20 protein-coding genes and 2 pseudogenes are annotated in these 18,019 nt (G+C 73.6%); 5 read left to right on the top strand and 17 right to left on the bottom strand.

Annotation, left to right across the window (positions count from 1 at the left end):
- Nucleotides 1-814, bottom strand: a pseudogene (locus BZZ08_RS39735) (hypothetical protein); the annotation flags it as partial.
- Between the two features lie 203 nt (nucleotides 815-1,017).
- Here BZZ08_RS39735 and BZZ08_RS35895 point away from each other — a divergent pair.
- The 3 genes from BZZ08_RS35895 (at nucleotide 1,018) to tgmB (ending at nucleotide 2,652) form a co-directional block, all read left to right on the top strand.
- The gene (locus BZZ08_RS35895; protein ID WP_104636361.1) at nucleotides 1,018-1,338 is read left to right on the top strand and encodes a YkvA family protein; all 321 of its coding nucleotides are present in this window, start codon (nucleotides 1,018-1,020) and stop codon (nucleotides 1,336-1,338) included.
- Nucleotides 1,339-1,457: 119 nt separating this feature from the next.
- The gene (gene tgmA / locus BZZ08_RS35890) at nucleotides 1,458-1,649 is read left to right on the top strand and encodes a putative ATP-grasp-modified RiPP (RefSeq protein WP_003978169.1); all 192 of its coding nucleotides are present in this window, start codon (nucleotides 1,458-1,460) and stop codon (nucleotides 1,647-1,649) included.
- Between the two features lie 16 nt (nucleotides 1,650-1,665).
- Nucleotides 1,666-2,652 carry an ATP-grasp ribosomal peptide maturase gene (tgmB, locus tag BZZ08_RS35885; protein WP_104636360.1) on the top strand — a complete coding sequence of 329 codons (987 nt, stop codon included), beginning with the start codon at nucleotides 1,666-1,668 and terminating at the stop codon, nucleotides 2,650-2,652.
- Nucleotides 2,653-2,667: 15 nt separating this feature from the next.
- Here the strand turns inward: tgmB and BZZ08_RS35880 are convergent, their stop codons facing one another.
- The 6 genes from BZZ08_RS35880 to BZZ08_RS35855 all read right to left on the bottom strand — a co-directional run bounded on the left by BZZ08_RS35880 (nucleotide 2,668) and on the right by BZZ08_RS35855 (nucleotide 7,199).
- Nucleotides 2,668-2,883, bottom strand: coding sequence for a hypothetical protein (locus BZZ08_RS35880; RefSeq protein ID WP_003978167.1), 216 nt, complete (start codon nucleotides 2,881-2,883; stop codon nucleotides 2,668-2,670).
- Between the two features lie 108 nt (nucleotides 2,884-2,991).
- Nucleotides 2,992-3,489, bottom strand: coding sequence for a hypothetical protein (locus BZZ08_RS35875; protein ID WP_104636359.1), 498 nt, complete (start codon nucleotides 3,487-3,489; stop codon nucleotides 2,992-2,994).
- 300 nt (nucleotides 3,490-3,789) lie between these two features.
- A complete protein-coding gene (locus BZZ08_RS35870; RefSeq protein WP_198601890.1) occupies nucleotides 3,790-4,053 on the bottom strand; it encodes a DUF5133 domain-containing protein in 264 nt (87 codons plus the stop codon).
- 159 nt (nucleotides 4,054-4,212) lie between these two features.
- Nucleotides 4,213-5,982, bottom strand: a complete 1,770-nt coding sequence (locus BZZ08_RS35865; protein ID WP_104636358.1) for an ABC transporter ATP-binding protein — start codon at nucleotides 5,980-5,982, stop codon at nucleotides 4,213-4,215.
- Between the two features lie 160 nt (nucleotides 5,983-6,142).
- Nucleotides 6,143-6,688 carry a hypothetical protein gene (locus BZZ08_RS35860; protein WP_198601889.1) on the bottom strand — a complete coding sequence of 182 codons (546 nt, stop codon included), beginning with the start codon at nucleotides 6,686-6,688 and terminating at the stop codon, nucleotides 6,143-6,145.
- A 28-nt stretch (nucleotides 6,689-6,716) separates the two neighbouring features.
- Nucleotides 6,717-7,199 (bottom strand): ATP-binding protein, encoded by a 483-nt coding sequence (locus tag BZZ08_RS35855; protein WP_241965646.1) that lies wholly within the window; start codon nucleotides 7,197-7,199, stop codon nucleotides 6,717-6,719.
- 226 nt (nucleotides 7,200-7,425) lie between these two features.
- On the opposite strand from BZZ08_RS35855, the gene BZZ08_RS35850 reads away from it, so the two are divergent.
- Nucleotides 7,426-7,653 (top strand): DUF397 domain-containing protein, encoded by a 228-nt coding sequence (locus tag BZZ08_RS35850; protein ID WP_104636356.1) that lies wholly within the window; start codon nucleotides 7,426-7,428, stop codon nucleotides 7,651-7,653.
- Between the two features lie 121 nt (nucleotides 7,654-7,774).
- The gene (locus BZZ08_RS35845) at nucleotides 7,775-8,695 is read left to right on the top strand and encodes a helix-turn-helix domain-containing protein (RefSeq protein ID WP_104636355.1); all 921 of its coding nucleotides are present in this window, start codon (nucleotides 7,775-7,777) and stop codon (nucleotides 8,693-8,695) included.
- A gap of 81 nt (nucleotides 8,696-8,776) precedes the next feature.
- On the opposite strand, the gene BZZ08_RS35840 is transcribed toward BZZ08_RS35845, so the two are convergent.
- The 10 genes and pseudogenes from BZZ08_RS35840 to BZZ08_RS35805 form a co-directional block, all read right to left on the bottom strand.
- A complete protein-coding gene (locus BZZ08_RS35840) occupies nucleotides 8,777-9,595 on the bottom strand; it encodes an SAM-dependent methyltransferase (RefSeq protein ID WP_104636354.1) in 819 nt (272 codons plus the stop codon).
- A 147-nt stretch (nucleotides 9,596-9,742) separates the two neighbouring features.
- Nucleotides 9,743-11,023 (bottom strand): ABC transporter substrate-binding protein, encoded by a 1,281-nt coding sequence (locus BZZ08_RS35835; protein WP_104636353.1) that lies wholly within the window; start codon nucleotides 11,021-11,023, stop codon nucleotides 9,743-9,745.
- Nucleotides 11,020-12,174, bottom strand: coding sequence for a branched-chain amino acid ABC transporter permease (locus BZZ08_RS35830; RefSeq protein WP_104636352.1), 1,155 nt, complete (start codon nucleotides 12,172-12,174; stop codon nucleotides 11,020-11,022). Before BZZ08_RS35830 ends, BZZ08_RS35835 begins: the two co-directional genes overlap by 4 nt.
- A complete protein-coding gene (locus BZZ08_RS35825; RefSeq protein WP_104636351.1) occupies nucleotides 12,167-13,066 on the bottom strand; it encodes a branched-chain amino acid ABC transporter permease in 900 nt (299 codons plus the stop codon). The genes BZZ08_RS35830 and BZZ08_RS35825 overlap by 8 nt, the downstream gene beginning before the upstream one ends.
- Nucleotides 13,063-13,197: an ABC transporter ATP-binding protein C-terminal domain-containing protein gene (locus BZZ08_RS40180; RefSeq protein WP_424851609.1), complete on the bottom strand. Its 135-nt coding sequence runs from the start codon at nucleotides 13,195-13,197 to the stop codon at nucleotides 13,063-13,065. The genes BZZ08_RS35825 and BZZ08_RS40180 overlap by 4 nt, the downstream gene beginning before the upstream one ends.
- 165 nt (nucleotides 13,198-13,362) lie before the next feature.
- Nucleotides 13,363-13,809, bottom strand: a pseudogene (locus tag BZZ08_RS40175) (ATP-binding cassette domain-containing protein); the annotation flags it as partial.
- A 47-nt stretch (nucleotides 13,810-13,856) separates the two neighbouring features.
- On the bottom strand, nucleotides 13,857-14,648 hold the full coding sequence (locus BZZ08_RS35815; RefSeq protein WP_104636349.1) for an ABC transporter ATP-binding protein: 792 nt from the start codon (nucleotides 14,646-14,648) through the stop codon (nucleotides 13,857-13,859).
- Nucleotides 14,649-14,702: 54 nt separating this feature from the next.
- A complete protein-coding gene (locus BZZ08_RS38895) occupies nucleotides 14,703-14,855 on the bottom strand; it encodes a hypothetical protein (RefSeq protein ID WP_157953364.1) in 153 nt (50 codons plus the stop codon).
- Between the two features lie 407 nt (nucleotides 14,856-15,262).
- Complete coding sequence (locus BZZ08_RS35810; RefSeq protein ID WP_104636348.1) at nucleotides 15,263-16,546, bottom strand: PucR family transcriptional regulator; 1,284 nt, start codon at nucleotides 16,544-16,546, stop codon at nucleotides 15,263-15,265.
- A gap of 120 nt (nucleotides 16,547-16,666) precedes the next feature.
- A partial coding sequence (locus BZZ08_RS35805) for a helix-turn-helix domain-containing protein (RefSeq protein WP_133169247.1) occupies nucleotides 16,667-18,019 on the bottom strand: 1,353 nt, incomplete at its 5' end.

Raw genomic sequence — 18,019 nt, 5'->3', positions numbered from 1 at the left:
CGCGGTCCGCTCGGCCGGGGGCGCCGGTGAGCCCCGCCGACCGGGCGTCGGGCTCGCCGCCGTCGTGCTCGTCGGCCGCGTCCCGGGCCGCCCGCAACCGCCGGGCGTCGGGCCGCTCCGGGCGTACGTGTCCGTCCTCGGCGAGCCGGCCGATCAGTTCGACCAGTTCCTCCACGGGCCGTCCGGTGGCGGCGGCGCGCACGGCCTCCTGCCCGCAGTGCGGTTCCAGGGGGGTGCGGTGCAGCAGCGCCATCAGCCGGGTCACGTCCTCCACGGAGCGGCACTCCGCCGCGGCCCGGATCGCCTCGTCCGCGCTGTCGGACTGCCGCGGCGGCCGGGTCAGCAGGCCGACCAGCCGGGTGACGTCCTCGACGGACCGGTTCACGCCGACCGCGCGGAGCGCGTCGATCGTGGCCTGCGCGTACCGCGGTGACTGCTCCAGCGTCGTGATCAGGTCGACGACCTCGTCCAGCGGCCGGTCGGCGACGGCGGCGCGCACCAGGTCGCCGACGGGATCGCCGTACGCGTGCGCCGCACCGTCGGCGGCGTCGGGCTCCGCGTCGGGGGCGGCGGCCGCGTCGGAGGCGGGGAGGTCGGGATCGGGCTCGAGTTCGGGGAGGTCGGCGTCGTCGAAGTCGACGTCCCAGAGGTCGCCCTCCTGCTCGGGCGAGGGCCGGTCGGCGGGCGTACGGACCGCCTGTTCCGCGCCGGGCGGTCGCACCGAACCGGTGGTCGTGGTCGTTTCCCCGGTGGGCAGGTCCACGGCGGATATGGCGTACTCGGGCGAGCGGGGTGATGAAGAGCCGGTGGTCATGATCTCTCCGTGTGGTGGGGGTGCGGCCGCCCTGCGTCCCCGACATGCGACTCGCGCTGTGTGCTGCCATTACTAGGCACGTCCAGCGCGCCGTGCCACTCCGGTGGGCCACAGGGATGAGAGACCGCCGCCCCGGGTCTTGCCGCCGACTTGAGCGGGCATCCGGGTAGGGGGGCGCGTACGGCGCGCCGAAGGAGGGGACCGTGGATACGACCACAGTGATCGTCGTGGCGGTGCTGCTCGCGGCGCTCGTCCTCGCGGCGGCTCTCGCCGTCCTGGTGCGTCTGGTCCGCACCCGGCGGGACCTCAGGCGGGCCGGCCTGCCCACGGGCCCGCGCTGGGTGTTCTGGGGCGCCGTCCTCTATCTGGTGCTCCCGACGGACCTGTTGCCCGATCCGGTCTACCTGGACGACATCGGCGTGCTGCTCCTGGCCCTGCGTTCCGCGCGCGGCCCGATCGCCGGGCGGCGGGGCCGTGCGGACGGGCGGCAGGGCACCGGTCCGCCCGGTGATTACGCAGCGTAAGGAAACCAATCACCCGTTCGATTCGTATAAGTCTCTGGAAGCCGAAGGAAGTCGGCGGACCAGGTGACGGCGCACAGGGATCGTCACCTGATCGGCGCAGCACCGACTAGGGAGAGACGATGCAACCGTTCGCGCTCAACTACGCACGGCCCGCAGTGGAGTTGGAAGCCACCACTCCGTACGTCTACGACTCCGGGCTGCAGTTGAACGTGCTCCTCGACGGGCGGGTGGCCGCCTGCGACCACGCGCTGCTGAGGGAACTGGGGACCACGACCTCCACCGCGGGGTCGAAGACCCACTTCGACGACTGAACACGGGCCGTCGAGAATGACCGTGTTGATCCTGACCAGTGAAGAGGACGTCACCGCTGACATGGTGGTGGTGCACCTGAACGCGTCGGGAGTGCCGGTGGTCCGCCTGGATCCCGCCGACCTCACCGACTCCGTCGCGCTGTCCGGCGAGTTCGTGCACGGCTCCTTCCGGGGCCATCTGTCCTCGGGGGGCCGCCTGGTGAGCATCGGCGGGCTGCGGTCCGTCTGGGTGCGCAGGCCGGGTGGCGCGGCCACGCGGGCGGCCGAGCCGTCCGCGTGGCTGACCGAGGAGGCCGGTCAGGCGCTGTACGGCATGCTCCGCGGCTCGGAGGCACGCTGGATGAACCAGCCCGACGCCGCGTACCGGGCCAGGTACAAGCCCTGGCAGCTGCGTCTCGCCCAGCGGTGCGGGCTGCCCGTGCCCGCGACGCTGATCACGACGTTTCCGCGGGCGGCACGCGAGTTCGCCGAGCGCTATCCGGATCTGGTGGTCAAGCCCGTCTCGGGCGCCCATCCGCAGGATCCGCCCCTGGCGGTGCCGACCAGCCGGGTCCCGCCCGAGGCCGACTTCTCCGCCGTCGCGCACGGCCCCACGCTGCTGCAACGCCGGATCGCCAAGCGCGCCGACATCCGGCTGACCGCCGTCGGCGAGGAATTGCTGGCCGCCCGCAAGACGGCACTGGCGAGCCTGGACCCGGACGAGGTGGACGTCCGTTTCGCGGCGTCGGGCGAGCCGTGGCGGCCGGCCGAGGTGCCGCCGCGCGTGGCCGAGCAGGTGCGCGCCTACCTCCGGGCGGCCGGACTGGCCTACGGCGCCCTCGACTTCGCCGAGGACGGCGACGGCACCTGGTGGTTCCTCGAGTGCAACCAGTCGGGGCAGTTCGGTTTCGTCGAGGTGGACACGGGCCAGCCGATCGCCCGCACCATCGCCGAGTGGCTGGCCCGGCCCGGCGCCGCGGACGCGGTCGACGCGGGCGGTCCCGACACGGCGGCGGTCGGGTGAGGTCCGGCGCGCCCGTCAGTGCGGGCGGGGACCGGGCAGCAGGGCGGTACGCTGCCAGCCGGCACCCGGGGACGGCTGGCGCTCGGCGCCCGGCAGGTGCCCGGGGGCGCGCAACGGACGCATGACCACCTCCAGTTCCCTGCTCACACGCTCGGCGTCCCGCCGCACCTGCTCGGGGACGTCACCGCGTTCGGCGACGAGTCGGTCGTAGATGGGGGAATCCTGGAACACCCGTCAACGCGCCTTTCGTGTCGTCCGCCCCCGTACGGAGGCGCGACTGAGCAGTCTAGGCTCCCGTTCACGTGGTGGTGCGCATTCCGCCAGGATGTGAACGGCCCCTCAGGCGCCGGTCGTGGACCCGGGCCGCACGATCATGAGGATGGTCACCGTGGCCCACAGCAGGTTGAACAGGCCGGTGAACATGGCGAGCCGGGCCGTGCGGGCCCGTTCGACGGGCTGCCCGTCGGCCAGTTGCTGCAGGAGCTCCTCCTGGCGCGGCAGGACGAAGGCGGCCAGGAGCCCGGCGGCGACGGCGGTGAGGGTGACGGACGTGATGAGCCAGGCGTCCTGCAGGACCCCCATCGAGGCGGCGGTGGCGAAGCCGAGGACCGGCACCGCGATGCCGAGACCGGCGTAGACCCGGCAGATGCGGTGCAGCAGCCGGACGGTGCGCACGTCCCCGGCGTCCGCCCCGCCCCCGTCCCCTCCCCCTCCGCCGACGGGCACGTCCACCGGCACGCGCCGCGCGGCCGCCGGGAACATGCTGGCCGCGACGGTGACGGGCCCGACGGCGACGATGGCCGCGAGGACGTGGAGGGACAGCAGGAACTTGGTCATCGGTCGGGCTCCGGGTGGCAGGATCGGGCGATGCGGTGATCGAGAACCAAGGTAGGAAGGCGGCGACCGGCCGCACAGGGGCTGAAACGACAGCTTCCAACGGGATCCCGCCAGCCCTTCCACCCGCGCCTCCCGGGCGCCACCCGGGCTCTGCCCGGGCCCGGCCCGGGCTTCTGGCAGACGGGGACCACCGCGCCGCAGTGGCTGCCACGGGCACGGGTGCGACGCGCCCAGTACCTGCTGGAGAAGACCCCCGTGTCGCCGGGGACCACGTAGGCCGCGCGGCGCGGTCCGGCGCCGTCACACGGCCAGCGACAGCCCGGTCTCCCCGTTGGCGTCCACCGGGCGCGCCTGCGGCGCCGTCCGCGCCTTGGCGAGCAGCAGCGCGTCCGCCTTCGCCACCGCGTCCTGGACGCTGGTGGTCGCCATCATCACGCACAGTGTGTAACTGACGTCCGTCAGCTCCCGCACCGTCGCGTGCCGGGGCCTCTCCGCCTGAGCGATCCTCAACGACGCGTACCGCGTCAGCAACTCTCTGACGACCTTCGGGTCCGGTTCCAGCACGAAGCGCCCCTCTCTCGACTTTCGCTGCGTATGCCCCGAACCCCTCGCCGCAATCGCACCATGGGCACCCCTGCCCGCGATTGACCAGATCCCACCCCTTCCTTCAGCACCTTCCGCTGCACGCTTCACGGTCCTGAGAGCCGGACGGCGCGGACGCGCTCAGGCGACCTGGCCGCTGTGCAGTGCCGCGTACGCTCCTCCGCCGGCCAGCAGTTCCTCGTGGGTGCCGATCTCCTGGATCCGGCCGTCGCCCATCACCACGATGCGGTCCGCGCCGCGCACCGTGGACAGCCGGTGCGCCACGACGAACGTGGTGCGCCCGCGCAGCAGCCGGGCCAGCGCCTGCTGGACGAGCGCCTCCGAGCGGGTGTCCAGGGCCGAGGTGGCCTCGTCGAGGATCAGCACCCGGGGGTCCCGGATCAGGGCGCGGGCGATGGCCAGGCGCTGGCGCTGTCCGCCGGACAGCCGCGCCCCGTGCTCTCCGACCAGGGTGTCCAGGCCGTGCGGCAGCCGGTCGACGAACTCCAGGGCGTTGGCGTCGCGCAGGGCGGCGCGCACCGTCTCCTCGTCGGCGTCGTCCATGCCGTAGGCGACGTTCTCCCGGATCGTGCCGTCGAACAGGATCGACTCCTGCGGCACCACCGAGACGAAGCGCCGGTACGTGCGCAGGTCGAGGGTGTTCATGTCGACGCCGTCCAGCAGCAGCCGGCCAGAGGTCGGCCGCAGGAAGCCGATCACCAGGTTGAGCACGGTGGACTTGCCGGCGCCGGACGCGCCCACCAGGGCGATGGTCTCGCCCGGTTCGACGCGGAGGGTGAAGTCGCTGACCGCGGGCCGCCCGTCGCTGTCGTAGAGGTGCTCGACCTCCTCGAAGCCGACGGCTCCGCGCAGCGAGGTCAGCTCCGTCTTGCCCTCGTTGTCCTCCAGTTCGGGGGCCTGGAGCACCTCACCGACCGAACGGACGGACTCCAGGCCCTTGGTGATGACCGGGGCGAGGCCCGCCAGCGTCGTCGTGGAGTTGGTGAGGGTGGTCAGGAAGGCGCTGAGCATCACGACGTCGCCGGCGGTCACGCCCCAGACGTCGTAGTACGAGACCAGCGCGGCGCCCGCCAGCACCAGGACGCCGACCACGTTGAGCACGACCCAGGACAGCGAACCGAAGCGTCCGTTGACCAGGTCCAGGCGCATCCCGGAGGTGAGCAGCCGGTCCAGGGTGCCGTCCATGCGGCGCAGCGCCTTGCCCTCCAGTCCGTGGGCACGGGTGACCGGGATGAGCCGGGTCATCTCCGTGACCCGCGAGGACAGGGTCTCGACCTCGTGGCGGAAGTGCTCGTTGTGGGTGCGCAGCCGGGCGCGGAGGCGGGCCACGAGGAGGGAGGCGGCGGGGACCACGACGAGGAAGACGGGGAGGAACTCCGGGGTGCGCACGGCGATGATGACGAGGCCGCCGGTGAGCACGGTGAACGCGCCGAGCCCGGTCTCGGCGGTCTGCTGCACCATCTGTTCCACCGTCTCCACGTCCCGGACGACCTTGGCCTGCAGGACGCCCGCGCTCACCCGCGAGTGGTAGCCGATGGAGAGCTGCTGCATGCGCGTGCACAGCGCGGAACGCAGGGCGGTGCCCATGCGGCGCACGCTGCCGTACAGGAGGCGCACGTACAGCAGGTGCAGCGGGTAGTTGACCACCAGGATGAACATGATGATCCCGGTGCTGGTCCACAGGTCGGTGATGGGACCGTGCTGGACGACGGTGTCGATGATGGCCGCGGTGATCAGGGGCAGCAGCCAGACGGGGCTGTGCTTGACGGTGAAGACGGCGACCGCGCCGGCCAGTCGGCGGCGGTCGGCGCGGAACAGGTAGACGAGGGTGCGTATCGGGTGCTCGCCCCGGTAGCGGTGATCGAGCGGCTTTTCCATCGACGACGCCATCGGCGCGGTCCTCCTGGTGACCGAGTGGGGCAAGCGCTTGCTTCCCGCGCTTTCCTACCCGGTCGGCCTGGAGTACGCCACACCGTTCCGCGCCTTGGAAGGGGGACCCGCGCCTTCTCCCCCGTGGAGGGCGCGGGTCCCGGTCTTCGGGGCGCGGGGCTCAGTCGCCGAGGGTGCGGGCGAGTTCGGTGGTGGCGCGGGTGATCTCGGTGTCGTCCTCGGCCAGCAGCCGTTCCAGGCCGTCCCGCCGGGCGCGGACGGCCTGCCGCGCCGCGCGCTCCCAGGCCACCGGGTTCTCACGGTGGTTGAGCAGCTTGGGGTAGGCGGTGGCGGTGGTCTCCCACTGCCGGGCGTCGGCGATGTTCTTGAGCAGCTGGATGATCTGCGCCCGGCAGCTCACCTGGGGCCGCTGCGCCAGCTCCCACAGGAAGGGGACGGTGGCGGCGGTCGCCTGCTCGACGACGAAGCCGTACTGGCAGATGCGCTTGCGCAGGTCGCCGAGGGCGGCGCGGGCGGTTTCGGCGTCGCCCCGGGCGACCTTGCGCAGCAACCGGGGAATGGCCGCCGCCGAACCGGTGGAGTCCTGGATGTCGCTCCAGGGCACTCCGTCGAGTCCTGCGAGCAGGGCGGTGGTGCGGGGGGAGCCGGGCGACGTCTGACGGTCGCTGCGCTGGATGCTCGGCTCGGGTGTCGGAGCGCTGCGCATGGTGTGGGGCCCTTCCGCGGCAGTCGGGTCAGGTGAGGGGGCGGGTCGACAACGTGGCCCAGACCGTCTTGCCCGCCGGAGGGCGCGGGGTCCAGCCCCACTCCTCGGCGAGGGCGTCGACGATGCACAGGCCGCGTCCGTGCTCCCGGAGTGCGGAGCCGTCGGACGGGTGGAACACGGGCATGTTGTCCCCGGGATCGGAGACGGTCAGCGTCAGGTCGCCGGGGCCCAGGGCCAGTCCGAGCCTGACCTCCGGAACGCCGGCCGCGGCCGACGGCACCGCGTGCGTCACGGCGTTGGCGATCAGTTCGGTGATCACGAGGACCGCGTCGTCACCGCGGTGGTCGAGCGACCACTCGCGCAGCGTGTCCCGCGTGAAGCCCCGGGCGCGGGCGAACCCGGCCCCGCTGCACGCGACGCGCAGCACCGCGGCGGCCGGGGGGCCGCCGAGGGCGGGACGCCCCGCGTGCCGGAGCCCCGCGGAGCGACTCGTCGCGCCTGCCTCCGACACGGGTTCGCCGGGCGACCGGAGCGTTGGATGCGCAGGTGACGGCACTGCATCTCCCTGATGCGACGTCAGAAAGGGACCTCAACCGGGGGGTTGACGCCACGGCTATTATCCACGCTGAGAGCGCTCGCGTGCAATTGCACGAGAAATTGCGCGAAAAAAATCGGATGGGGGCGCTCGGGGACCGGCACGACTCGGTCCGCTCCCCCCGAACAGCAAGGAGACCGCGGTGCCACCAGTGCGCAACGGAGTGCAGGCCAGCCAGTTGGACGCCTGCTGGAAGAAGAGTCGGCACAGCAACGCCGAGGGCAACTGCGTCGAGGTCGCCCTCGTGGACGGAGGCATCGCGATGCGCAACTCCCGTGACCCCGACGGCCCCGCGCTCGTGTACACCCCGGCGGAGGTGGCCGCGTTCCTGGCGGGGGCGAAGGAGGGCGAGTTCGACCACCTGGTGTAGGCCGGGCGACGCGGCGGCCCGAAGCGGAGTCCAACTACCCAATTTCTACGGGCGGATGCGGCGAGCACCGAGGGGATGAGATAGTCTTCCCTTCAAGTCTGCCGGTCTGCTGGGAGCCAGGATGTCCGCCACGTCGCATCGCATCTCCCGTCTCGAACCCTATCTGGACCGCGCCGAGCCGGCTCCGACTCTGCTCAAGATGCTCGTCGGCGTGCAGCTGGCGGGTTTCCGCGAGGATGCCGGCCTCTCCCAGGACCAGGCGGCACGCGACCTGGGCTTCAGCGGCGCGAAGCTCTCGCGCATCGAGTCGGGCAAGGGCCGCAGGCCCCCTTCGGAGAAGGACGTCCGTGCGCTGCTCGATCGGTACGGCACCGATGCCTACGAGGCCTCGGTCCTGCTCAAGCTGTTGCAGCGCGCGGGCGAACCGGGCTGGTGGCAGCGGTACGACAAGCGCCTGATGCCCGAGTGGTTCGACCGCCTGGTCGGCCTCCAGGAGGCCGCGGCGACCATCCGTACCTTCGAGATCCAGTACGTCCCCGGTCTGCTGCAGACCGAGGACTACACGGAGGCAGTGGTCGAGCGCGGCCTGCCGAACGCCCCCACGGCGGAGGTCCGGCGCCGCGTCGAACTGCGCAAGCGCCGGGCGGCGCTGCTGGAGCGCAAGGACGCGCCACAGCTGTGGGCGGTCATCGACGAGTCGGTCCTGCTGCGCGTGCTGGGCAGCCGTGAGGTCATGCGCGCACAGCTCGAGCACCTGGTCAGGATGGCGAAGCGGCCCCATGTGACGCTGCAGATCGTGCCGCTGGACGTGACGAACGCGTCGGCGCCCGCGATCCCCGTCACCTATCTGCGTTTCGGCGGCGCCGATCTGCCGGACGTGGTCTACCTGGAGCACATCGGGAGCGCCAACTTCCTCGAGGACCTGGACGAGACCGAGCAGTACCGGGTCGCGCTGGACCGGCTGGCCGACGAGGCGCTGACTCCGCGCGAGTCACTGGAGCGGCTGCTCGAGACGATGGCGACGCGCTATCCCGCGAAGTAGCGACACCGAACGGAGGAGGGGCCACGCGCGGTGCGCGTGGCCCCTCCTCCGTCATGCCGTCATCGACTCGGCCCGTCCGGGTCAGCGCAGACGGCCCAGTCCGCCGAACTCGATCCACTCGTCACTGAGCTGACGCGGCGCCACCTCGGTGTCCGGGCGCCAGTCGGAGACCTCCACCAGACCCGGCTCCAGGATGTCCATGCCCTCGAAGAGGGCCTCGACGTCCTTGGGCTCACGCACCCGGCCCCAGTGGCCCTGCGTCGCCTGGTCCATGAAGTCCGTGACGAACTTCCGCACCTCGGCGTCCTCGCTGACCAGCTGGCACATCACCGCGTAACTTCCGGGCGCCAGCCGCTCGGTCACCCGGCGGACGACCGCCCTGGGCCCGTCGGTGTCACTGTCCGGGATGCAGTGGAACACCGAGTTGAACAGGACGGCGACCGGCTGCGAGAAGTCGATCAGACGCTGGGTCTCCGGGTGGGAGAAGATCTCGTCCGTGGCACGCATGTCGGCGTGGATGACGGCGGTCTGGTCGTTCTGGTCGAGCAGTGCCCGGCCGTGGACCAGCACCATCGGGTCGTTGTCGACGTAGACGACGCGCGACTCGGGGGCGATGCGCTGGGCGACCTGGTGCACGTTGTCCTGCGTGGGCAGGCCGGAGCCGTGGTCGAGGAACTGACGGATGCCGTAGTCCTGGGCGAGGACCCGGACGACCCGCTGGAGGAAGCGCCGGTTGTTCAGCGCCAGCCGACGCGTGCTGGGGACGACCTTGTCGAGTTCGCCCACGGCCTCGCGGTCGGCCGCGTAGTTGTCCTTGCCACCCAGGTAGAAGTCGTACATACGTGCCGCCGTCGGCACGTTGGCGTCGATCTCCGTGGACAGCTGCTTGTCGGCTTGCATCGTTCCCCCAGCTCCGTACCGGCGCCAACTGGACTGGCATGACAGACAGTACATCTTAAAGACCTAGTGGTCAGCCAAACCAGAGGCCGGATCATATGGCCGTCAACCCGGTTGCGGCACAAACCAGTTGACGGCCACTCGAACGGGTCAGCCGCGGCCGGCCAGGTACGCGTCCACTCCGGGCGCCTTGTGCGCCTCCTCCACACCGACCAGGCCGCCCACCGCCTCGGCGTCGGGCTTCAGCACGTACGTGGACCGGCTGGCCGGCGCGGTCACGTAGGTGAAGTTCTGCGGGGTGCCGAGTCCGGTGTCGGCGTTCTTCTGCGAACGGTGCGCCTTGACCACGTCCTGACGGGCGAGGCTGCCGCCCTCGCAGGCCTTCTTCAGGTCGGCGCCGGTCAGCTGGGCGGCGTTGTATCCGGAGAGCACGCCGGAGTCGACGGGCTCCCCCGGGTACGCCTTCTGGTAGGAGGCGACCATCTTCTTGACCCCCGGCAGGTCGGAGCTGACCGCCGGTGCGGCGCTGACGACGTGGACCATGGCTTCCAGCGCCGCCGCCGCGGGTGTCTTCAGGAGCTGCGGGGCGTAGCCGGGCGCGCTGCTGACGATCGGCACCTTCAGGCCGCGGGCGGCGGCCACGCCGGCGAGGGAGGCGGTCTGGGCGGGGCCCGCGCTGATCAGGATCGCCTTCACGCCGGCCTTGCTCAGCGCGGACACCTGCGCGGTCAGGTCGGTGTCGGTGGCCTTGATCTTCTGCCCGGCGACCTTCATCCCCGCCTGTTCGGCGGCCCACTCGGAGCCCTCCAGCGCGTTGGCGCCGTAGTCGCCCTCGAAGTAGACGTGACCGATCGTGTCGCCCTTGGCGATCTTCTTGGTGCGGGTGAGGAAGTCGACGGCGGCGATCATGTCGAGGTCGTAGGTGGTGCCGAGGACCTGGACGGAGTCCCGGCCGAGCAGACTGGCCGCCCAGGCCTGCGGGAAGGTCAGCATGTGGTCCCGCTCGATGTCGTCGAGCAGCGCGGCGACCACCGGGGAGCCGATGACCTGGGGCAGGGCGACGACGTCCGGGGCGATGTCGGCGTAGGCGGTGACGGCCTTCTGCACGTCGTAGCCGTGGTCCTTGACGACGATCTCCACCTGGCGCCCGCAGATGCCGCCCGCGGCGTTGGTCTCGTCGGCCCACATCTGCTGGGCCTGCACGATGCTCTTGCCGAGGGTGGCGTAGGGGCCGGTGAGGTCGGTCAGCGCGCCGAGTCTGATGGTCTTGTCGGTGACTCCGGGGCCGGACTTGACGCCGTCGGCGGCGTCGTCGGTGCTCCCGCCGTCCGCCTTGGAGCTGCAGGCGGTGCCCGCGAGGAGCACGGCGGCCAGTGCCGCGGCCAGGGCGGCGGTCCGGGCGGTGCGGGGCCTGGGGTGCGTGACGTTCACGGGGTGTGCTCCTTGGCTCGTGCGGTGGTGTCGGTGGTGTCGGAGGTGGCGCTGGGGCCGGGTGCGGGCCCGGTGCCGGGCGGTCCGGTGCGGGGTGGGCGGCGGCGCAGGCGGGCCCGGGTGCGGCGGGCCAGTCCGTGCAGGCCGTCGGGGGCGTAGAGGAGGATCACGACGATCGCCGCGCCGTAGAGGTAGCGGGACGCCTCGGTCGGGCCGATCGAGCCGCCGCCGGACCCGGGCGCCGCCACCAGGGGCAGCTGGTCGGCGTAGCGGGTCATCAGCAGGGGCAGCGCGGTGACGAAGACGGCTCCGGCGGTGGCTCCGGCCACCGAGCCGAGACCCCCGATGACGATCATCGCGAGGTAGTCGACGGAGAGGGCGAGGGAGAAGTAGTCGGGCACCACGCGGCGGAAGGAGAGCGCGAGCAGGACGCCGGCGAGGCCCGCGTACATCGACGAGACGACGAACGCGGCCGAGCGGTACCGGGCCACGTGCACCCCCATCACGGACGCCGCGGTCTCGCTGTCGCGCAGCGCCGCCAGGGCGCGTCCGGGGCGTCCGCGCAGCAGTCCGCGCGCGGTGAACCAGGTGACGGCGAACAGGGCGAGGCCCAGGTACCAGAGGCGTTCCTCGGCGCCGAACGGCACGCCCAGGACGGTCAGTTCCGGATCCGACTCGGCGAAGGTGAAGCCGCCCAGCTCCAGTGGCGGCACCGAGCGGCCGTTGAAGCCGCCGGTGACGGAGTCCGCGGTGAGCAGGAGGTGGTGGCCGAGGAAGACCAGGGCGAGGGTGGCGACGCCGAGGTAGACGCCCTTCACGCGTCCGGCGACGGGGCTGAACAGCCCGCCCGCCGCACCGGCGAGGAGTACGGCGAGGACGGCGGCGACGGCGGGCGGCAGCCCGGGGCCCGGCTCGCCCGCCAGCCACACGTAGCCGTAGGCACCGACGGCGAGGAAGAAGGCGTGCCCGAGGGAGAGCTGTCCGGCGGTGCCGCTGAGCAGACCGAGCCCGACGGCGCCGATGGCCGCGGCCATGGAGAACAGGCCGATGCGCAGCCAGAAGGCGTCCAGGTAGAAGGGCAGGGCGCACAGGAGCAGGGCGCACAGCAGGAGCGGGCCGCGCTTGCGGAGGAGGGGTCGCGGGTCAGACACGGGCCGCTCCCTTGGCCGCGAAGAGTCCGGCGGGGCGCACCAGCAGGACGAGCACCATCACCGCGTACGGCGCGACGTCGCCGAAGCCCTCGCCGAGGACGTGCAGGTCGGACTGGTAGCCGGCGACGAAGGCCTCGGTGAGGCCGATCAGCATGCTGCCGACCAGCGCGCCGACCGGGGAGGTCATGCCGCCGAGGATGGCGGCCGGGAAGGCCTTCAGCGCGATCTGCCCGGTGGTGCGCTCCAGGCCGGGCGCCGGGAAGGCGACCAGGAAGACGGCGGCGAGCGCGGCCAGCCCCCCGGCCAGGCACCAGGCGACGGTGCGCACCCGGGTGAGCCGTACGCCCATGAGGGCGGCGGCCTCGCGGTCCTCGGCCGCCGCGCGCAGCGACAGGCCCCAGGGCGTGAACCGGAAGAGGGCGAAGGCGCCGGCGATGGCGACGGCGGACACCAGGATCGCGGCGACGCGGCTGTCGGCCACGGTCACCGGGCCGAGGTCGGTCACGGCGGAGCCCCAGGGGTCGCCGAGCGGCAGCAGGTCGCCGCCGATGCGCCGGGCGAGGTCGGTGACCAGGACGATGTCGATGCCGATGGTGACGATGGTCTGGACGTGGGCGGCGTGCGGGTCGGTCCCGCCGACGCGTTGCAGCACCAGCCGGTCCAGGATCCCGGCCGCGGCCGCCGTCACGAGGACCGCGACGGCCAGCGCCCCGGCGAAGCCGATGTCGTCGTGGAGGACGGCGACGAGGTACCCGCCGAGCAGCAGCAGCGAGCCGTGGGTGAAGCTCAGGACTCCGGAGGCCTTGAAGATGGTGACGAAGCCGAGGGCGATCAGCGCGTACACGGAGCCGAGAGCCAGGCCGTTGAACAGGCTGTCGAGGAAGCCGGTCATGCCGCGTCCTCCCCCGTGGTGGTGCCGAGGTAGGCGCGGAGCACCTCGGGGTCGCGCCGGACCTCGTCGGGGGTGCCGTGGGCGATGGCCCGGCCGAAGTCGAGGACGGTGACCTCGTCGGCGAGCCGCATGACCAGGCCCATGTCGTGCTCGACCAGCACGACGGACAGGCCGAGTTCGGCGCGGATCTCCCGGACCACCCCGGTCATGCGGGTGCGTTCGGCGGCGTTCATGCCGGCCACGGGTTCGTCGAGCAGCAGGACACGGGGCTCCAGACAGAGGGCGCGGGCGAGTTCGACGCGTTTGCGGTCGCCGTAGGACAGCAGCGCGACGGGTGAGTCGAAGTGGGGTGCCAGGCCGGTGAGTTCGGCGATCTCGCGGGCCTTCGCGAGGTGCTCGCGCTGTTCGCGCCGGGCGCCTGGCAGACGCAGGGCGCTGGCGGCGAACCCGGCGTGGGACAGGGCGTGCCGGCCGAGCATCAGGTTGTCGGCGACGGTGCCCTGGGTGGTGACGATGTTCTGGAAGGTGCGGGCGACGCCCAGGGCGGCGATCCGGTGCGGGGCGAGCCGGGTCAGTTCGGCGGCGCCGAGCCGTACGGAACCGGCGGTGGGGCGGTACAGGCCGGACAGGACGTTGAAGCAGGTGGACTTGCCGGCGCCGTTGGGGCCGATGACGGCGTGCACGGTGCCGGGGGCGACGGTGAAGGAGACGTCGTCGAGGGCGAGGAGACCGGCGAAGCGCACGGTCACGCCCCTCACGTCGAGCGCGGGCGGTGCGGCGGCGGGGGCGGTCACGCGGCCCCCTTGCCGTCGGCGCCGTCGGTGGTCTCGCCCAGGTAGAGACGGCGTACGGCGTCCGTCCTCGCGAGCTCGGCGGCGTCGCCGGAGAGCCGGATCTCGCCGACCTCCAGGACGTGGGCCTGTCCGGCGAGGGAGAGCGCCATGCCGGCGTTCTGCTCGACGAGGAGGACGGCGGTGCCCTGGGTGTTGATCTCGCGGACGACCTCGGCGATGCGGTCGACCATCATCGGGGCGAGCCCGAGCGAGGGTTCGTCGAGGAGGAGCAGCCGGGGCGCCGCCATCAGGGCGCGGCCGATGGCCAGCATCTGCTGCTCCCCGCCCGACAGCAGGCCGGCGGCCTGGCGGGTGCGCTCGGCGAGCCGCGGGAACAGGGCGAAGACGCGGTCCCTGGCCTCGCGGACCTGGGCCGGGGCCCGCCGGTTGAGGCCGAGCCCGCCGGCCCGCAGGTTCTCGTCGACGGTGAGTCCGGCGAAGACCCGCCTGCCCTCGGGCACCTGGACGACTCCGGCGCGTACGGCGGCGACCGGGTCCCGGCCGTCCAGGGCCGTGTCGCCGTAGCGGACGCGGCCGGCCGTGATCGCGCCGCGGTGCAGGCGCAGGGTGCCCGAGACGGCCCGCAGCAGCGTCGTCTTGCCGGCGCCGTTGGCTCCGAGCAGGGCGACGACGGCGCCGTGCGGGACGGTCAGGGACACGGAGCGGAGGGCGGACAGTGCGCGCCCGTACGTCACGTCGAGGCTCTCGACGTGCAGCGCGGGCGCGCCGTCCGGTGGTGCTGCGGGCATCGCGGCTCCTTGGGACCGGGCCGGAACGGCACGGTGACGGGTGAAGGGGGGAGCTCACGACAGCACGGGCACCGGGGGCCGTACAGGGGTCCCGGGCAGGGTCGCTGCGGTGTCCCAGTCCGGGGGCGGCGAGTCTGTGCGGATGCCCAGCTGACGGTGCCGGACCGGCTCCTGGGCGTCCGCGCGCACGGTGCGCGGTGCGGTCACCCGGCCTCCGGCGTCCCGGCCGCCCCAGGCGTCCGGGGACCGCGGCGGGCACCGGCTCCGGAGCGGGCCCCGCATGGTGCGCCGAGCGGGGTCACCCCCAGGGCACCGGCGGTCTCCGGTTGCCCGGCGGGACACCGTCTCCCGCCCCGGCAGCCGGAGCCGGGGACGAGAGGGGCAGGCAGGCCGGGAACGCACCCGTCGCGGCCCTCACGTTCACGGACCTCGCCCCGTGCCGCCGCCCAGCCGTGCGCCGCCCGCCGCGGGACCGTCACGGCCAAGCCGGACTCGACGGCACAGCCGCGGGGCGGGCGCCGGTGGGCGACAGGTGCCGGTGGGCGGGGCGGGGGCACGCCGCGGCGGTCCGGTGGCTGCGGTGCTCGCGGGGGCGTTGCGCCCCGCCCCCGCGCTCAGTCGTGCAGGACCCGTCGGGCCGTCAGGGCCAGGCTGAACTCGACGACGTCGGCCGGGCGGGCCAGGGAGCGGCCGGTGAGCTGTTCGCAGCGGCGGAGGCGGTTGAGGACCGTGTTGCGGTGGCAGTAGAGGCGCTCGCCGGCACGCTGGGCCGAACCGTCGCAGTCGAGCCAGGTGGTGAGGGTGTCGAGGAGCACCTCGCGGTCGGCGGGCTCCAGGCGGAGCAGGGGGCCGAGCACCTTCTCGGCGAGGGCCCGGCCCAGTTCGGGGCTGGAGACGACCAGGGCGGCGGGGAGCTGGTCGGCCAGCCGCACGGTGCCGCCCGTCGCCGGGCAGATCGCGAGGGCGGTGTCCGCGAGCCTGCGGGCGTCCCCGACGGCGGCGAGTCCGTCGACCGGGCTGCCGACGCCGATCCGGAGCCCCGGGACGGGAACGGGGGGCGCGGTGGCGGGTTCGTGCGGCTCCGGAAGCCCCTCGCGGGCGCCGACCAGGACGATGCCGTAGTCGGCCTCCGCCTCGGCGTGCCAGTGGACGTGACTCCCCGGCGGTACGGCGGCGGCCCGGGCGGCCGCGGACCGGACCGGCGGCCCGCCGGTGACGGCGACGACGACGTACCGGCCCTGCTCGGGGAGGCCGAGGACCCGGGCGGCCTCGGGCAGGTCGGCGATGCGGCCGGTGCCGTCGAGCAGCCCGGCCGCCAGCAGCCGGGCCCGGTTCTCGCGGCGCCGGCCGATCTGCCACTCGGTCTGCCGGTAGGCGTCCGCGACGAGGGTGCAGTGCTCGTCGACGAAGTTCCACACGTCCGCGGCCACGTGCACGAGGAGCCGCACGTCCTCCGGGGCGGCCCGGGACGTCTCCTCGACCAGCCGCTGCCACACCAGCGAGCCGCCCAGGCGGAAGGCGTGCAGCAGGGCGTCCAGCGGGAGCCCCTGCTCGGCGCGGGCGGCGCCGATCCGCCAGGAGCAGCGGCGGGCCGCGTCCCGGGCGCCGCGCGGGTCGAGCAGGGAGGCCACGCTGTGCCGCAGGGAGCGATGGGCCTCCTGCCAGGTGGCGGCGGGGTCCTTCGCGAGCGCGGTCCGGTAGGCGGGTTCCTGTTCCCGCAGCAGCGCCGTCAGCCGGTCGGTCAGGTCGGGAAGGTCGTCGAGCAGGGCGCGGGCGGCCCGGTGCAGGACCCGCAGGGCGTCGGCGTCGATCAACGACGTGACGCCGGGTGTCCGCGGGCGTGGAACGGGCGTCAGCCCGGTGCGGATCGCTGCTCGTGACCGTACGGCGTGCTGCATCGCGGTCCTCCCCGGGGCAGGGCTGGTGGAGGCGCCGCGCCGCGACGGGCCGTCCCGCCGCGCCGGGCCTGCCCCCTGACTCGTCCTGCCCCGAAGGATGGCATACCGTCCGGTCGGTCCCTAGTGTTGTGCACCGGTCTTTTCCTGGTACCCGGCCCGGCGGGCCTCTCTGGCCCCCTGAACCTCCCGGGCCTGTTCGGCCTGCCCCACCAGGCGGGCCAGCTCCAGGCGGGACCGTACGCCGAGGGCGGCGAAGACCTTGCGCAGGTGGTAGTCGACGGTGCGGGTGCTCACTCCGAGGGCCAGCGCGACCTCGCGGTTGGTGGCGCCCTCGGCGACGTGCCGCGCGATGCGCAGTTGCTGCGGGGTCAGGTGGCCGAGCCGGGTCGGCGCGGCGGCGTCGGTGCCCTGCGGGGCCGCCCCGAGGGCGCGGAGTTCGTCGCGCGCCTGCGCGGCCCAGACACCGGCGCCGCAGCGCTCGAAGCCGGCCAGCGCGGTACCGAGCCGGCCGCGGGCCTCGCGCGGTCTGCGGCGCCGGCGCAGCCACTTGCCGTACAGCAGGATGGTGCGGGCCCGCTCGAAGTCGCCGCCCGCCGCGTCGTGCCGGTCGAGGGCGCGGCGGTAGAGGCCGTCGGCGTGCTCCGCGGGGGCGAGGAGGGCGTGGCAGCGGGCCAGTTGGGCGGCGGCCTGCGGGTCGGCGCCGAACGCCGCCCAGTCGGCGAAGTCCGTGAGCACCGTACGGGCGTCCTCGTGGCGTCCGGCGAGCACCGCGGCCTCCACGAAGCAGGGCACGGCCAGCCGCCACACCGCGAAGTGGCCCCGTCCGGGCCCGGGCAGGACCAGGAGTCCGAGCCGGTCGGCGGCGTCGAAGGGGCGCCCCCGGCCGAGGTCGGCGCGGGCCGCCGCCCACTGGGCGAGGGTGGCCGCCTGGGCCAGTCCGTGCCGGCGGGCCGTGTCCAGCGCGGCCGTGACGTGCCCGGCGACGACGTCCGGCTCCTCCTCGATCGACGCGGCGAGCGCCAGTACCGCCCGGTGGTGGGCCGCCGTGTTGCGCTGGCCGGCCCGCAGTGCGGTGCGCAGCCCCTCCTCCGCGTGGGTACGGGCCTGCGGGTGGCGGCCGGCGCGCAGTTCGGCGTAGGCGAGGTACTCCAGCGCCTGCGGCACCAGCGCGTCGGACCCGAGCTGCCGCGCGGCGGCCAGGGCCCGGGCGCCGCCGCTGCGGGCCGCGTCCACGTCCCCGAGCAGCAGCGCGGCCGCCGCCGACCGCAGCAGCGCCTCCGGCCGTTCCTCGGTCCTGCCCCGCTCCACGACCTGCCCGAGCGGGGTCCCGGCCCGGTCGAGCCGTCCTTCGAGCAGCGCCCGCATGCCGACGCGGTGGTCATGTACGACGGCGGCCGTGCGCGCCGCGGGACCGCGGGCGTCGGCGGGCCCGTCGGTCCCGGGGGCCGGGTTCTCGGCCCGGTGCGCCGGTTC

This window comes from Streptomyces sp. MH60 (assembly GCF_002939385.1).
Lineage (GTDB): Bacteria > Actinomycetota > Actinomycetes > Streptomycetales > Streptomycetaceae > Streptomyces.
This window is presented reverse-complemented; position numbering and strand designations above follow the sequence as displayed.

What these genes read in the sequence shown, in the direction of transcription:
- tgmA (WP_003978169.1), top strand. Translation starts at nt 1,458, where the DNA reads ATGCAACCGTTCGCGCTCAACTACGCACGGCCCGCAGTGGAGTTGGAA.
- tgmB (WP_104636360.1), top strand. Translation starts at nt 1,666, where the DNA reads ATGACCGTGTTGATCCTGACCAGTGAAGAGGACGTCACCGCTGACATG.
- BZZ08_RS35875 (WP_104636359.1), bottom strand. Translation starts at nt 3,489, where the DNA reads ATGACCAAGTTCCTGCTGTCCCTCCACGTCCTCGCGGCCATCGTCGCC.
- BZZ08_RS35865 (WP_104636358.1), bottom strand. Translation starts at nt 5,982, where the DNA reads ATGGCGTCGTCGATGGAAAAGCCGCTCGATCACCGCTACCGGGGCGAG.
- BZZ08_RS35860 (WP_198601889.1), bottom strand. Translation starts at nt 6,688, where the DNA reads ATGCGCAGCGCTCCGACACCCGAGCCGAGCATCCAGCGCAGCGACCGT.
- BZZ08_RS35845 (WP_104636355.1), top strand. Translation starts at nt 7,775, where the DNA reads ATGTCCGCCACGTCGCATCGCATCTCCCGTCTCGAACCCTATCTGGAC.
- BZZ08_RS35840 (WP_104636354.1), bottom strand. Translation starts at nt 9,595, where the DNA reads ATGCAAGCCGACAAGCAGCTGTCCACGGAGATCGACGCCAACGTGCCG.
- BZZ08_RS35825 (WP_104636351.1), bottom strand. Translation starts at nt 13,066, where the DNA reads ATGACCGGCTTCCTCGACAGCCTGTTCAACGGCCTGGCTCTCGGCTCC.
- BZZ08_RS40180 (WP_424851609.1), bottom strand. Translation starts at nt 13,197, where the DNA reads ATGCGGCTCGCCGACGAGGTCACCGTCCTCGACTTCGGCCGGGCCATC.
- BZZ08_RS35815 (WP_104636349.1), bottom strand. Translation starts at nt 14,648, where the DNA reads ATGCCCGCAGCACCACCGGACGGCGCGCCCGCGCTGCACGTCGAGAGC.
- BZZ08_RS35810 (WP_104636348.1), bottom strand. Translation starts at nt 16,546, where the DNA reads ATGCAGCACGCCGTACGGTCACGAGCAGCGATCCGCACCGGGCTGACG.